The sequence below is a fragment of the Bradyrhizobium sp. LeoA1Lang genome (assembly GCF_055413685.1).
Map to the genome: position 1 here is coordinate 13,975 of NZ_JBVAPG010000110.1, position 14,398 is coordinate 28,372.

General features: G+C 64.2%; 15 protein-coding genes, 1 other RNA gene and 1 pseudogene. 11 read left to right on the top strand and 6 right to left on the bottom strand.

The features are described 5' to 3' along the window. Window positions 1-55 precede the first annotated feature (55 nt). From ACZYOF_RS29665 to ssrA, 6 genes are all read right to left on the bottom strand, one after another. Complete coding sequence (locus ACZYOF_RS29665) at window positions 56-1,630, bottom strand: ABC-F family ATP-binding cassette domain-containing protein (protein WP_130583015.1); 1,575 nt, start codon at window positions 1,628-1,630, stop codon at window positions 56-58. A 117-nt stretch (window positions 1,631-1,747) separates the two neighbouring features. Then, window positions 1,748-2,011 carry a ribbon-helix-helix domain-containing protein gene (locus ACZYOF_RS29670; protein WP_130583014.1) on the bottom strand — a complete coding sequence of 88 codons (264 nt, stop codon included), beginning with the start codon at window positions 2,009-2,011 and terminating at the stop codon, window positions 1,748-1,750. Further along, window positions 2,008-2,196 carry a DUF4169 family protein gene (locus tag ACZYOF_RS29675; RefSeq protein WP_130583017.1) on the bottom strand — a complete coding sequence of 63 codons (189 nt, stop codon included), beginning with the start codon at window positions 2,194-2,196 and terminating at the stop codon, window positions 2,008-2,010. Before ACZYOF_RS29675 ends, ACZYOF_RS29670 begins: the two co-directional genes overlap by 4 nt. Before the next feature lie 324 nt (window positions 2,197-2,520). After that, on the bottom strand, window positions 2,521-3,942 hold the full coding sequence (gene fumC / locus ACZYOF_RS29680) for a class II fumarate hydratase (RefSeq protein WP_130583013.1): 1,422 nt from the start codon (window positions 3,940-3,942) through the stop codon (window positions 2,521-2,523). Window positions 3,943-4,014: 72 nt separating this feature from the next. Further along, a complete protein-coding gene (locus ACZYOF_RS29685; protein WP_130583016.1) occupies window positions 4,015-4,536 on the bottom strand; it encodes an SspB family protein in 522 nt (173 codons plus the stop codon). Between the two features lie 164 nt (window positions 4,537-4,700). Next, window positions 4,701-5,064: a transfer-messenger RNA gene (ssrA, locus tag ACZYOF_RS29690) on the bottom strand. Window positions 5,065-5,152: 88 nt separating this feature from the next. Between ssrA and ACZYOF_RS29695 the strand changes: the two genes are divergently transcribed. The 11 genes and pseudogenes from ACZYOF_RS29695 to ACZYOF_RS29745 all read left to right on the top strand — a co-directional run. After that, window positions 5,153-5,764 carry a chromate transporter gene (locus tag ACZYOF_RS29695; protein ID WP_130583011.1) on the top strand — a complete coding sequence of 204 codons (612 nt, stop codon included), beginning with the start codon at window positions 5,153-5,155 and terminating at the stop codon, window positions 5,762-5,764. Further along, complete coding sequence (locus tag ACZYOF_RS29700; RefSeq protein WP_130583010.1) at window positions 5,761-6,294, top strand: chromate transporter; 534 nt, start codon at window positions 5,761-5,763, stop codon at window positions 6,292-6,294. The genes ACZYOF_RS29695 and ACZYOF_RS29700 overlap by 4 nt, the downstream gene beginning before the upstream one ends. A gap of 87 nt (window positions 6,295-6,381) precedes the next feature. Continuing rightward, the gene (locus tag ACZYOF_RS29705; protein ID WP_130583009.1) at window positions 6,382-7,146 is read left to right on the top strand and encodes a tripartite tricarboxylate transporter TctB family protein; all 765 of its coding nucleotides are present in this window, start codon (window positions 6,382-6,384) and stop codon (window positions 7,144-7,146) included. Window positions 7,147-7,153: 7 nt separating this feature from the next. Then, window positions 7,154-8,671, top strand: coding sequence for a tripartite tricarboxylate transporter permease (locus tag ACZYOF_RS29710; protein WP_282528358.1), 1,518 nt, complete (start codon window positions 7,154-7,156; stop codon window positions 8,669-8,671). A 119-nt stretch (window positions 8,672-8,790) separates the two neighbouring features. Continuing rightward, window positions 8,791-9,774: a tripartite tricarboxylate transporter substrate binding protein BugD gene (locus ACZYOF_RS29715; protein WP_282528359.1), complete on the top strand. Its 984-nt coding sequence runs from the start codon at window positions 8,791-8,793 to the stop codon at window positions 9,772-9,774. Between the two features lie 328 nt (window positions 9,775-10,102). Next, on the top strand, window positions 10,103-10,897 hold the full coding sequence (locus tag ACZYOF_RS29720; RefSeq protein ID WP_130581597.1) for a thymidylate synthase: 795 nt from the start codon (window positions 10,103-10,105) through the stop codon (window positions 10,895-10,897). A gap of 8 nt (window positions 10,898-10,905) precedes the next feature. Next, window positions 10,906-11,391: an N-acetyltransferase family protein gene (locus tag ACZYOF_RS29725; protein WP_463717994.1), complete on the top strand. Its 486-nt coding sequence runs from the start codon at window positions 10,906-10,908 to the stop codon at window positions 11,389-11,391. Beyond that, window positions 11,391-11,903, top strand: coding sequence for a dihydrofolate reductase (locus ACZYOF_RS29730; RefSeq protein ID WP_463717996.1), 513 nt, complete (start codon window positions 11,391-11,393; stop codon window positions 11,901-11,903). Before ACZYOF_RS29725 ends, ACZYOF_RS29730 begins: the two co-directional genes overlap by 1 nt. Window positions 11,904-12,066: 163 nt before the next feature. Continuing rightward, the gene (gene hflK, locus ACZYOF_RS29735) at window positions 12,067-13,209 is read left to right on the top strand and encodes an FtsH protease activity modulator HflK (protein ID WP_130581592.1); all 1,143 of its coding nucleotides are present in this window, start codon (window positions 12,067-12,069) and stop codon (window positions 13,207-13,209) included. Next, window positions 13,206-14,126, top strand: a complete 921-nt coding sequence (gene hflC, locus ACZYOF_RS29740; protein WP_463717995.1) for a protease modulator HflC — start codon at window positions 13,206-13,208, stop codon at window positions 14,124-14,126. The genes hflK and hflC overlap by 4 nt, the downstream gene beginning before the upstream one ends. 74 nt (window positions 14,127-14,200) lie before the next feature. Next, a pseudogene (locus ACZYOF_RS29745) lies at window positions 14,201-14,398 on the top strand (hypothetical protein); the annotation flags it as partial.

Below are 14,398 nucleotides of genomic sequence, written 5' to 3' on the forward strand. Positions count from 1 at the left end.
ACGTCTGCATCAGTAGCGGTCCCGGGTTACGCTGGCGCTTCACCCGGGCTACGATTCAGAGCCCAATCTCCCGTTCGATCCCGATCGCCTGCAGGAACGCCTTGTCGTGGCTGACGACGACCAGCGCGCCATCGAAGTCGCGCAGCGCGCTTTCCAGTTCTTCGATCGCGGCGAGGTCGAGATGGTTGGTGGGCTCGTCCAACAGCAACAATAGCGGCGGTTCCGGCCGCGCGAACACGCAAGCCAAGCCTGCGCGCAGGCGCTCGCCGCCGCTCAACGTATCCACGATCTGCAACGCAGCCCTGTTGCGGAAGGCAAATCGCGCCAGCGCGGCATGCGCTTCATTGGCTGACAATTCCGGATTGAGCCGGCGCAGATTGTCCAAAATGCTGGTGCCGGGATCGAGCAGGCCGACATGCTGGTCGAGCATCGCGATCCGGTCGGTGCGACGATGGATCGTGCCGGCAGTCGGCTGCGCCGCTCCAGTGATCAGGCGGAGCAGCGTGCTCTTGCCCGTGCCATTGGCGCCGCCGATCGCGACGCGCTCGGGGCCGCGCAGCTCGAACGACAGCGGGCCGAACAGGTGGCGGGCGGCAAAGGCCATCGCCACGTCGTTGAAAGTGAGGAGCTCGCGATTGGAGGGAAGGGTGGTCTTCGGCAGGTCGATCGACAGCGGCGTCACGATCTCCACCCGCGCGCGGGCTTCCTCGAATGCATCCGCGCGCTCGCCGATCAGGCGCTCGGCGAGATGGCCTTCGCGCGCGGCGCTGGCCTCAGCGCGTTCCTTCTCGCGGTCCATGAACATCTTGTCCTCGATGCCCTTGGCGCGCCAGGCTCGGCCGGCCTTGTCGCGGCGCGACTTTCTTTCGCGCGCCTTCTGCGTCGCGCGCTCGGCGCTGCGCAGCGCATCGGCCGCCCGCTCCAGTTCGGTTTCAGCGCGCGAGCGTGCCGCGTCGCGCTGCTCGGCGAAATCAGGCCACGCGCCGCCGAAAATCGTGACGCCAACCGGCGTCAGTTCGACGATGCGGTTGACATGCTCCAACAGCGTACGGTCGTGGCTTGCGACCACGATGCCGCCTTGCCATCGCCCGAGCAGTTGCGCCAGCGCCTCGCGGCCGTCGGCATCGAGATTGTTGGTGGGCTCGTCCAGCAGCAGCACGTCAGGTGCCTGGATCAGCAGCCGCGCCAGCGCGACGCGCGTTCGCTCGCCGCCGCTGAGCGACGCTACCGCGCGATCGAGCGATAGGGCGGGCAGGCCCACTTCCACCAACGTGGTCTGTAGTCGTGCTGCCAGTGTCCAGTCAGCCGCGCTGGCATCCTCGAGCGTGCCATCACCGCGCTCGAGCCGGTGCAGCCGCGCGAGCTCGCCATCGACGCCGAGGGCTTGCGCCAGCGTCGCCCGCCCGTCGGCGATCTGCGCGAGCATGCCGATCGATCCGGCACGGTGAACCGATCCGGCTGCTGGTTCGACCTCGCCCGCGATCAGGCGCAGCAGTGTCGATTTGCCGCAGCCGTTGCGTCCGACGATGGCGGTGCGCTCGCGTCCGATCGCGAGCGTCAGCTCATCGAACAGTGGGCGGCCCTCAGGCGCGTGAACCGAGATGGAATCCAGGACGACAAAGGCAGGCATGGAGAGCTTCCGAAATGGACAGGTTTCGCGGCGCGGTTCGCTTGGCGATATCCATTTCGCTCTCCACTCTGGTTTGTCGGTGAAGCCGGTGCCAGGGCACCGGCTATCTGCAACGGATCAGGCTTGCGGCCTGTTGTCCGGTACCTGGGCCGTCGTCGCGGCGATTGCGCGCGAACGGAAATACTCCAGCACGAAAAGCCGGATCGCGGACGACAGATTGCCCTGCTGGCGATTGCTGTCGATCTCGCCGACCAGCTCCGACAGCGTCATGTTCCGGAGGCCCGAGATTTCCTTCATGCCATTCCAGAACGCTTCTTCGAGGCTGACGCTGGTCTTGTGGCCGGCGACCACGATCGAACGTTTGACGACGGGCGATTTCATGATGCGTCTCCGCCGTCGATGCGATGCTGATCCAACAGCTTCTTGTCGCGCGCGTTACGAAGCTCATCCGCTTTCCGTTCAGACTTGTTGCGACCAAATCGTGCGCGGTTGGTTTCAGCCTGCTTCGCAGCTTCTTTGCGCTGCTCTTGTTTTCTTACTCGGTTCAAATTGATCACGTGCCCCATGCCCACCCCATCATCCAGCGATCCCGAAGCGCAAATGCCTGTTGGCGAAACAGCCGCAGCCAAGTTGCGCGCAAGCACAGCACATGCCCATCCGAAATCACTATATAGCGCCTAGTGATAGCATCAAAAGGTTAGCTTCGCCCCGCGAAAACCATATATTTCGCCGCTGTCCCATGCGTCAACGCAACGCCCGTTGCAACCAATCTCATTCTTTAGGCGTTATGATCCATAATTATATCAGTCGAGGGGCTGCGCTAATTCGTAGCGCGCCAGCACATCCTATCACCGCTTTTTCCCGGGAAAATTATGCAATTCGCGGTTCACTTAACCCGGATGTGTCATTTTGCCCGGCTGCACCAGGGAATCGAATTCACGTTCCGATACATAGCCGAGCCGCAACGCCTCTTCCTTGAGCGTAGTGCCACGCGCATGTGCTGCTTTCGCGACTTTCGCGGCGTTGTCGTATCCGATCTTCGGCGCAAGCGCAGTGACGAGCATGAGCGATCGCTGCATCAGCTCGCCGATGCGTTTCTCATCGGCACGTATCCCGACCACGCAATGCTCGGTGAAGGAGCTGATAACATCCGACAGGAGCTGAACGGAACTCATCATGCAATATGCCAACACTGGCTTGTAGACGTTCAGCTCGAAGTGTCCCTGGCTGCCCGCGATGGTGACGGCGGTTTCGTTCCCGAAGACGTACGTGCATACCATCGTCATCGCCTCGCATTGCGTCGGGTTCACCTTGCCCGGCATGATCGAGGAGCCCGGCTCGTTCTCCGGCAGGATCAGTTCGCCGAGGCCTGAGCGCGGGCCCGAGCCGAGGAAGCGGATGTCGTTGGCGATCTTGAACAGCCCGGTCGCCACCGAATTGATCGCACCGTGCACCAGCACATAGGCGTCGTTGGAGGCCAGCGCCTCGAACTTGTTCGGCGCACTGATGAACGGCAGCTTCGTGATCTTGGCGACGTGCCTTGCGAACAGTCTCGCAAAGCGTGGCTTGGAGTTGAGGCCGGTGCCGACAGCGGTGCCGCCTTGCGCCAGCGGCAGGAGATCCTTCGCCGCTGTACGCAGCCGCGCGATGGCGCTCTCGACCTGCGCGGCATAGCCGGAGAATTCCTGACCCAGCGTCAGCGGCGTCGCATCCTGGGTGTGGGTGCGGCCGATCTTGACGATCTTCGCGAACGCTTTCTCCTTGCGGCGCAGCTCGCGATGCAATTCGCTGAGCGCAGGAATCAGCCTGCTGAAAATTCCCTGCGCCGCTGCGATGTGCATCGCCGTCGGAAACGAGTCGTTCGACGACTGGCTCATGTTGACGTGGTCGTTGGGATGAACCGGTTTCTTCGCGCCGAGTTCAAAGCCGAGCAGTTCGTTGGCGCGGTTGGCGATCACCTCGTTGAGGTTCATGTTGGTCTGCGTGCCCGAGCCGGTCTGCCACACCACCAGCGGGAAATGATCGTCGAGCTTGCCTTCGATCACTTCTTTCGCGGCGCGCGTGATCGCATTGGCACGGCGCGCGTCGATCAGGCCGAGCTCGCGGTTGGTGAGCGCTGCCGCCAGTTTCACGATGCCGAGCGCATGCACGATCTCGATCGGCATGCGGTCGCGGCCGATGCGGAAATTCTGCCGGGAGCGTTCGGTCTGCGCGCCCCAATAGCGGTCGGAGGCGACGTCGATCGGACCGAAACTGTCGGTCTCGACGCGGATGGTTTTGTTTTTTTGTGAGGAGGATGTTGATCGAGCCATTGCCAATGTCCGTTGCGCCGTGAAGCGGCGTAACGTTCATTCTACAGCGTCGACGATTGATGCGTGTTTAGATTATTTCTTGCGGAAGCGGTCGAGCCGAACCACCTCGGCGCCTTCGCTCGGCTTTTCCGAGTCTTCCTTCTCTTCCGAAGCAGTCTCGGCCGCCTGCGCAGGCGGCGATGGTGCAGGCGAAGCCGCAGGCAGCTTGGGCTCGGGCTTCTCGGGCGCGACCTCCTCCTCGGACGGTTCGAAATGCAGGCCGAACTTCACGGAGGGATCGAGGAAGCTCTTGATGGCGGCGAAGGGCACGACGAGCCGCTCCGGAATGCCGCCGAACGAAAGTCCGACTTCGAAACGATCGTCCGTCACCACCAGGTCCCAGAACTGGTGCTGCAGGATGATTGTCATCTCCTGCGGATACTGCGCGAGCAGCCGCGGCGAGATCTTCACGCCGTCGGCGTTGGAGATGAAGGTGATGTAGAAATGATGCTCGCCGGGAAGTCCGTGCTCCGCGGCGTCCGCCAGCACGTGGCGCACCACCCCGCGCAGCGCGTCGCGCGCCAGCACGTCATATCGGATGTGATCGGTCGCCATGATGGTCCTGTCGCGTTCAAAAATGGCCGGCCGCATGCCGGTCGCCCGACTCGCCTTTAGCTATATGGTATCCCGGCCACAAGCCAAGGTCAGCAGGTCTTCCGGATCGAATTTGCGGCGCAAGCACCCGCTTGGGATGCACGCACTTTACCATGCAAATGTGAAGTGGAGGCTTCTGTTGCCAGGTGCCTCCGAACCCCGCCTAGCGGAGCTTAACCCGCTAGGGCTTTAAAGTGGTCTTTCAAACTGCGTTACGCAGCCTGAGCAACCGGAGCATAGTTGTCGTTGGCAACTATTGCATTGGCCCGATATCGGCGGAACCATACCGAGAAAAAACACGCCCTTTACGCCCTCGTCGATCCTATTTCGCCCCCGCCGGAACCCACGGCTCTCGGTTCCGCATGGGCTCTGGTGGAGGCGCCGGGTACCGCCCCCGGGTCCGAATGGTTTATTTCGACGGTCATTTATTTCCATAGCCGGCAAGCCGGCACTCCCAATATAGGGGGTAAAGCAACGGAAAAACAGGCCCTTGGCGGCCCCATCCCGGCGTTTCATGCATGGAACGGCTTCGGTTTATCGCCTTGGCCGGCGGGATGCGGCATTTTAGGGTCTTGCCATGTCCTCCGATTCTCCGCCGGCCGCCGCTCCCGTGGCGGACCTTCCCGCCTCGACCCCGCCCATCCAGCCCAGTCTGGGGGAACTGTTCGTGGCCTTTGCAAAAATGTCCCTGGCCGGCTTCGGCGGGGTCCTGGTCTGGGCGCGCCGGGGCATCGTCGAGCAGCACCGCTGGATGACCGCGGACGAGTTCAACGAGACCTTCGCCCTGTGCCATTTCCTGCCAGGGCCGAATATCGTCAATCTGTCGTTCGTGTTCGGCTCCCGCTTCCGGGGGCTCGCCGGCGGGATCGCGGCCTTTGCCGGGCTGGTCGGCCCGCCGATGCTGATCGCGATCGTGCTGGCGGCGCTCTACAAGCATTACGGCGAGCTCGAAGCGCTGCGGCGGACGCTCGCCGGCGTAGCATGCGTCGCCGTCGGCCTTCTGCTGTCCGTGATGCTCAAGATGACGATGCCGCTGGTGAAGCGGCGCGATATCGCCGGGCTCGTAGTCCTCATGGCGGTCTTCATAGCGATCGGGGTGTTGCGGCTGCCGTTGGCGGAGGTGCTGCTGGTCGCCATCCCCGCGAGCCTAGCCGTCACGCTGCTGATTCGCCAACGGGGGCGGGCATGAATGAGGATATGAATCCGATTGCGACGCTGATCTGGACGTTCGGCCTGATGTCGCTGTTTGCCGTCGGCGGCGCCAATGCGGCCATTCCCGAAATGCACCGGATCGCGGTCGAAGTCCACCACTGGATGACCGACAAGGAGTTCGCCGACGTCTTCGCGATCTCGCAATTGTCGCCGGGGCCGAACGTGCTGATCGTGACCCTGATCGGCTACTCCGTCGCCGGCATCGCGGGGGCACTGGCGGCGACACTCGCGATGTGCGGGCCGACCGCGCTGCTTGCCTATTATGTGAGCGGGCTGCTCACGCGCTCGCGCCATTCGCGCTGGCCGGCGATCATCCAGGCGGCACTGGTTCCGCTTTCGATCGGGCTGATGGCCGCGAGTGGGTTCATTTTGGCCCGGACTTCCGACCAAAGTTGGATTGCCGCTCTTACGACGGTGATAACGGCCATTGTTGCCTTTGCGACGCGGCTTAACCCTTTTTGGCTGTTGCTGGCCGGGGGCGTCCTCGGTTTCGCTGGCGTTATTTGACGAAAATCGCTAGGCAAGGCCGGGGCGGGTTGCAAATCCAGCCGATAGAATAACAGGGCCCGCGGTGCGGGCACGGAGGAGACATGCATGGCCGAAACGATGGGCCAAACCGCATCAAGCACACGTAACACGAACGCCGCCATCGGCATTTTCGTGCTGGCGCTGGCGCCGCAGCTTTTCGAGCTGGTGTGGTCGTTGGGCACAATCTTCGGACTGGGCACGGGCCGCGGGCCGGCGCAGGTGCTGCTCGCCCATGGCGGGGCGCTATTGTCCGCCGCCCCCAACGCGGTGTTCGGATCGGTCGCCGCCGACGCCAAGAAGGGCTTTTCCTCGGATGTGCTGCTGGCGCTGATCTATTCCTATCCGCTGTTTGCGGTTGCGATCGTCACGCTGTTCGTCAAGATTCGCGCGCCGCAGGATTATATCGGCGGCATCGTGCTGATGGCGCTCGCGCTACTGGCGCTATGGGCCTCGAGCGATCTGCAGGGCATGCGCGGCTTCTCCTTCGGCGCCGGCACCGCACCGCGGATGTTCGGCGTGCTGTTGGTTGGGCTCGGCGCCGGCATTGCCGTGACGGGGCTGTTCACCGAGGGACCGGGACTGGCGCACTATTCCTGGCGCGGACCGCTGTTCGTTTGCGCCGCGATCGTTTTCTTTGCATTGGCGATCCGTCCACTCGGTTTGGTGGTGTCGGCCTTCGCAAGCTTCATGATCGCGGCACTGGGCACGCATGAAACACGATGGATCGAGGCTGTCATCGTCGGCGCCTGCCTGACGCTCGGTTGCGCGCTCCTCTTCCCCTATGTGCTGGGGCTGCCGATGCCGATGTTCCCGCGTTTCCTGATCCAGTGAGGGCGTGATGGTCGATCTTTTTGCTAATCTCGCCCACGGTTTTGCCGTCGCCTTCTCGCCGATCAATCTGTTGATGTGCCTGATCGGCGCGCTTGTCGGCACGCTGGTCGGCGTGTTGCCGGGCATCGGCACCATCGCCACGGTGGCGATGCTGCTCCCGATCACGTTCGGGTTGCCGCCGGTCGGCGCGCTGATCATGCTCGCGGGCATCTATTACGGCGCCCAATATGGCGGCTCGACCACCTCGATCCTGGTCAATATCCCGGGCGAGGCGACCTCGGTCGTCACCGCCCTTGACGGCCACCAGATGGCAAAACAGGGCCGCGCCGGCCCGGCGCTGGCGATCGCCGCGATCGGCTCGTTCTTCGCCGGCTGCGTCGCCACCGTCCTGATTGCCATCCTGGGCGCGCCGTTGACAAAACTCGCGCTGGCGTTCGGGCCGGCCGAATATTTCTCGCTGATGGTGCTCGGCCTGATCTTTGCGGTGGTGCTGGCAAAGGGCTCGGTGCTGAAGGCGATCGCGATGATCGTGATGGGGCTGCTGCTGTCGATGGTCGGTTCCGACATCGAGACCGGCGCTTCCCGCATGGCCTTCAACATCCCCGAGCTCGCCGACGGCCTCGGCTTCGCCACCGTGGCGATGGGCGTGTTCGGCTTCGCGGAGATCATCCGCAACCTCGACCACGGCGCCGAGATGAGCCGCGATCTGGTGCAGCAGAAGATCACCGGCCTGATGCCGACGAGAAAGGACCTCATCGACTCCGCGCCGGCGATCGGACGCGGCACGGTGCTGGGATCGATCCTCGGCATCCTGCCGGGCGGCGGCGCCGTCATTGCCTCCTTCGCCGCCTATACGCTGGAGAAGAAGCTCGCCAAGAATCCGTCGCGGTTCGGCCGCGGCGCGATCGAGGGCGTAGCTGCGCCGGAGAGCGCCAACAATGCCGCGGCGCAGACCTCGTTCATCCCGCTGCTCACGCTCGGTATCCCGCCCAATGCGGTGATGGCGCTGATGGTCGGCGCGATGACGATCCACGGCATCGTGCCGGGGCCGCAGGTGATGCAGAAGCAGCCGGATCTGGTCTGGGGCATGATCGCCTCGATGTGGATCGGCAATCTGATGCTGGTCATCATCAACCTGCCGCTGGTCGGCATCTGGGTCCGGCTGTTGCGCGTGCCGTACCGGCTGATGTTCCCCTCGATCGTGATCTTCTGCGCGATCGGCATCTACTCCGTGAACAACGCTCCGGTCGACGTCGTCCTTGCCGGCGTGTTCGGCCTGGTCGGCTACTGGCTGATCAAGCACGATTTCGAGCCGGCGCCGCTGCTGCTCGGGATGGTGCTCGGGCCGCTGATGGAGGAGAACCTGCGCCGGGCGCTCCTGATCTCGCGCGGCGACTGGAGCGTGTTCGTGAGCCGCCCGCTGTCGGCGGTGCTGCTCGCGATCGCCGCCGGACTTCTGGTGCTGGCGGTGCTGCCGACCCTGCGCGCCAAGCGCGACGAGGTGTTCGTGGAGTCCGAGGGCTGAGGTTAGCCTGCGTCGGCGTGTCGCAGGCGGAAGTCGTATCGACTCCCCGAAGTTCGTTATGAAAAGAAATGCCGGCCGTTTGGCCGGCATTTTCGTTTAACGGACATCAGGGGATCTCGATGAATTGGTATGGTCGCTCGCTTGCGAGTGCCTCTCTCGCGCTGGCAGCCTTGCTGTCGGCTGTCGTCGCGCCAGCACGCGCGCAGGACTATCCGACGCGCAGCATCACCATGATTGTGCCGTTCGCGGCTGGCGGCCCGACCGACGTCATCGCGCGCATCGTCACCGGCCATATGGCGCAAACGCTCGGCCAGAGCATCATCATCGAGAACGTGGTCGGAGCTGGCGGCACCACCGCGAGCGCACGCGCGGCGCGCGCCGCCAATGACGGCTATACGCTGATCACGGGGCACATGGGGACGCACGCGGCCTCGGTGCCGCTCTATCCCAATCTGGCCTACCATCCGGAGAAGAGCTTCGAGCCGGTCGGGCTCCTGGCCGGCACGCCGATCCTGATCCTGGCGCGCAAGGACTTTCCGCCGAAGGACCTGAAGGAATTCGTGACTTACGTGAAGGCCAACGCCGAGAAGGTCAACGCGGCGCATGCCGGCGTCGGTTCGGTCTCCCACGTCTCCTGCCAGCTCCTGAACTCGGTCCTCGGCATCGAACCGGTCGGCGTGCCCTTCAACGGCACGGGCCCAGCGATGAACGCGCTGGTGGCCGGGCAGGTCGACTATATGTGCGACCAGATCGTCAACGCCGTGCCGCAGATCAATGCCGGCACCATCAAGGCCTATGCGATTGCGACCCCCGAGCGGAACCCGTCGCTGCCGAATGTTCCGACCACGGCGGAGGCCGGTCTGCCGGCCTTCCAGGCCCAGGCCTGGAACGCGATCTTCGCGCCCAAGGGGACACCGGCGCCGATCATCGCCAAATTGAACGCGGCAGCCGTCAAGGCGCTGGACGACGAAACCGTCCGCAAGCGCCTGCTCGAGCTCGGCAGCGTCATCCCGCAGCCGGCCGACCGCACGCCGGAGGCGCTGGGGACGCTGGTCAACAACGAGATCAAGAAGTGGACCCCGGTGCTCAAGCCGGCTGGCTAGAGTGACCCCGTAGCGGGTGGAGCGAAGCGCAACCCGGGGACACCTCGCTGTCATTCCGGGGCGTCCGAAGGACGAGCCCGGAATCCATCGGGCGGCACGCGCCAGCGGCGAAATGGATTCCGGGCTCGCGCTCCGCGCGCCCCGGAATGACAGCGAGCGGTCCCGGGTTGCGGACGTGGAGAAGGGCGGAACGCGGGTTCCGCCCTTGTCGTTTAAGAACGGGCCATCATTTTTCGGGGTATAATCGCCAGGGAAGGCCGAATCGCCGTGTCGACGGCCGTTTGCGGCCGGTACATTCGCCGTTCCCGAAAGGCCCGAAGCTCACGCCATGAACCAGTATCACGACCTGCTCGAACGCATCCTCGCCGATGGTGCGGAGAAGCACGACCGTACCGGCACCGGGACGCTGTCGATCTTCGGCCACCAGATGCGCTTCAACCTGTCGGCCGGCTTCCCGATGCTGACGACCAAGCGGCTGCCGCTGAAGGCGATCGTGCATGAACTGCTCTGGTTCCTCGCCGGCGACACCAACATCAAATATTTGCGCGACAACGGCGTCACCATCTGGGACGAATGGGCCGACGCCAATGGCGATCTCGGCCCGGTCTATGGATCGCAATGGCGCTCCTGGCCGGCGCCCGACGGCCGCAGCATCGACCAGATCGCGAACGTGATCGACATGATCAAGCGCAATCCGGATTCGCGCCGCCTGATCGTCAGCGCCTGGAATCCGGCCGACGTCGACAAGATGGCGCTGCCGCCCTGCCACTGCCTGTTCCAGTTCTATGTCGCCAACGGCAAACTGTCCTGCCAGCTCTACCAGCGCTCCGGCGATGTCTTCCTCGGCGTGCCCTTCAACATCGCCTCCTATGCGCTCCTCACCATGATGGTGGCGCAGGTGACGGGACTGAAGCTCGGCGATTTCGTGCACTCGCTCGGCGACACGCACCTCTATTCCAACCATATCGAGCAGGCGCGGCTGCAGCTCACGCGTCCGACCCGGCCGCTACCGGTGATGAAGATCAATCCCGACGTGAAGGACATCTTCGCCTTCCGCTACGAGGATTTCAAACTCGAGGGCTACGACCCGCACCCGCACATCAAGGCCGAAGTCGCGGTGTGAGCTTAAGGATGTCGCTGACCATCCGCCGTGCGCGTGCCGATGAAGCCGGGCTCGTCTACGCGCTCGTTCGCGAGCTTGCCGAATACGAGAAGCTGCTCCACGAGGTGAAGGCCACCGAAGCCGACATTGCCGAGGCGCTGTTCGGCGACAATCCGCGGCTCGCGTGCGACATCGCCGAGTGGAACGGGGAGCCTGCGGGCTTTGCGCTCTGGTTCGTCAATTTCTCCAGCTTCGCCGGCAAGCACGGGATCTATCTGGAGGATCTGTTCGTCCGCCCGGCGCTGCGTGGCAAGGGCATCGGCAAGGCGCTGCTCGTCCATCTTGCGAGGGAATGTGTCGCCAACGGGTGGGCGCGATTACAGTGGGCGGTGCTCGACTGGAATACGCCCTCGATCGAATTCTACAAATCGCTCGGCGCCGTCATGATGGACGAATGGACACTGTGCCGCATCACCGGTCCGGCGCTGCAGGCGCTGGCGGATGGGGCGCGCTGATGGAGATCGTGCTGATCGCAGCGGTTGCCGAGAACGGCGTGATCGGGCGCGGCAATGCGATCCCGTGGCGCTTGAAGAGCGACCAGCAGCGCTTCAGGGCCATCACCATGAACAGGCCGGTGGTGATGGGGCGCAAGACCTTCGAGTCCCTGCGCAGGCCGCTCCCCGGTCGGACCAACATCGTGGTGACGCGCGACGCGAACTATCGCGCTCCCGGCGCGATCGTCACCCAGTCGCTCGAGAACGCCCGCGCGATCGCGCTCGGCGATGCGCTGCGGCGTTTCGCCACCGAAATCGCCGTCATCGGCGGCGCCGAGATCTACGCGCAATGGATCGATAGCGCCGACCGGCTCGAAATCACCGAAGTGCATGCGCGGCCGGAAGGCGATACGCATTTCGCCACAATTGACACGGCGAAATGGGAAGAAGTGGCGCGGGTGCGAAATCCGGCCGGGCCGACTGACAGCGTCGATTTTTCCTATGTGACATATAGTCGGCGTGTCCAGCGTTAACCCCGCTAGCCAATGTTTGCATTGACAATTATGTCCGCAGGCATAGCTCGTTCAGCTTGGAAGCTTGCGTTGTAAGGGGCCATTCGGTCCCCTATAAAGCCGGGCGGACTGACGAGGCCGGGCGTCCATCAATCCATCCCGGGCTTGCCGAGGAGAAGCTTTAATGCCGTGGAAGAATCAAGGCGGGGGGCCGTGGGGCTCGGGTCCGAAGGGCCCATGGGGCTCCGGTCCACAATCGGTCGGGCCGCGCCCGCCGGATCTTGAGGACCTCCTACGCCGCGGCCAGGACCGGCTGCAGCAGCTCCTGCCCGGCGGCCATTTCAGCAGCATGGGGATTGCGCTTGTCGTGGTCGGCGCGCTCGCGATCTGGGGCCTGTCCGGCTTCTTCCGGGTTCAGTCGGAAGAACTCGGCGTCGTCCTGCGCTTTGGCAAGCACGTGCGCACGGTGCAGCCGGGCTTGAACTATCATTTGCCCTATCCGATCGAGACAGTGCTGCTGCCGAAGGCGCTGCGCGTCTCCACCATTTCGATCGGCATGACCCTGATCGACGACCCGGCGCGGCGCGGCCGCACCATGCGCGACGTGCCGGAAGAGAGCCTGATGCTGACCGGCGACGAGAACATCGTCGACGTCGATTTCACCGTGCTGTGGCGGATCAAGCCCGACGGCGTCGGCGACTTCCTGTTCAACATCCAGAACCCCGAAGGCACCGTGAAGGCGGTGGCGGAAAGCGCCATGCGCGAGGTGATCGGCCGGTCACAGATCCAGCCGATCCTCACCGGCGCGCGCACCACCACCGAGCAGAACGTGCAGGAACTGATGCAGAAGACGCTCGATACCTACGGCGCCGGCGTCCTGATCACCCAGGTGCAGATGCAGAAGGTCGATCCGCCGCAGCAGGTGATCGACTCGTTCCGCGACGTTCAGGCGGCGCGCGCCGACCTCGAACGGTTGCAGAACGAGGCGCAGACCTATGCCAACCGCGTGATACCGGAGGCGCGCGGCCGCTCCGCCCAGATCGTGCAGGCGGCCGAAGGCTACAAGGAGCAGGCGGTGGCGGAGGCCAAGGGCCAGAGTGCGCGCTTCCTGAAAGTCTATGACGAATACAAGAAGGCCCCCGACGTGACGCGGCAACGCATTTACCTGGAGACGATGGAACGCATCCTCGGTGGCTCCGAGAAACTGGTCTATGACGGCGGCAACGGGTCCGGCCAGAACATCGTGCCGTATTTGCCGCTGAGCGAGCTGACGCCGCGGCGTCCGTCCGCCACCACCGGTCAGCAGCAGGGCGGAGGCACGCGATGAGGTCGCCCGTCACCGGCATTGCCGCGCTGATCATCCTGCTGGTGCTGGTCATCATCGGCTACAGCTCGGTCTTCACCGTGCAGCAGACCGAACAGGTCCTGGTGGTCCGGCTCGGCGAGCCCGTCCGCGTGGTCACCGAACCCGGCCTCAACTTCAAGGCGCCGTTCATCGATTCCGTGATCTCGATCGACAAGCGCATCCTCGACCTGGAAAACCCGTCGCAGGAAGTGATCGCCTCCGACCAGAAGCGGCTGGTGGTCGACGCCTTCGCCCGCTACCGCATCAAGAACGCGCTGCGCTTCTATCAGAGCGTCGGCACGATCCAGGCGGCCAACGTGCAGTTGACGACGCTGCTCAACGCGGCGCTGCGCCGCGTGCTCGGCGAGGTCACCTTCATCAACGTCGTCCGCGACGAGCGCGAGAGGTTGATGGCGCGGATCCGCGACCAGCTCGACCACGAGGCCGACGGCTACGGCATCCAGGTCGTCGACGTCCGCATCCGCCGCGCCGACCTCCCGGAGCAGAACAGCCAGGCGGTCTACCAGCGGATGCAGACCGAGCGTCAGCGCGAGGCGGCCGAATTCCGCGCCCAGGGCGGTCAGAAGGCGCAGGAGATCCGCTCCAAGGCGGATCGTGAGGCAACCGTCATCGTCGCTGAGGCCAATTCGACCGCGGAGCAGGTGCGCGGCGAGGGCGACGCCGAGCGCAACCGGCTGTTTGCCGAAGCCTATGGCAAGGATGCGGATTTCTTCGCGTTCTACCGTTCGATGTCGGCCTATGAGAACGGCCTGCGCGCCAACGACACCCGCTTCCTGTTGCGCCCGGACTCCGATTTCTTCAAATATTTCGGCAGCGCGTCCGGCCGTCTGCCGGCCGTCGGTCCGTCGGCAACGGCCGCTGCGCCGAAGCAGCAGTAACCGCATCACGAGGGCGAAGCATCCGCTTCGCCCCTTAGCCAAGAAGAAACGCCCGGACGAGAGGTCGCCATCGGATGAGGTCCATAGCGTTCGCCGACTTCCTCATCGGTGTGGGAATTCTGTTCGTGCTCGAGGGCCTGATGTTCGCGGCAAGCACGATCACCCTCCCCTTCGGCACCGGACGCAGGTGCGGCGCCAGCACGACATCCGGATGGGCGGCAGCTACCGCCGCATCGAAGATCGCGCGCAGGAGAGGGCGTCGGTCCGTCATC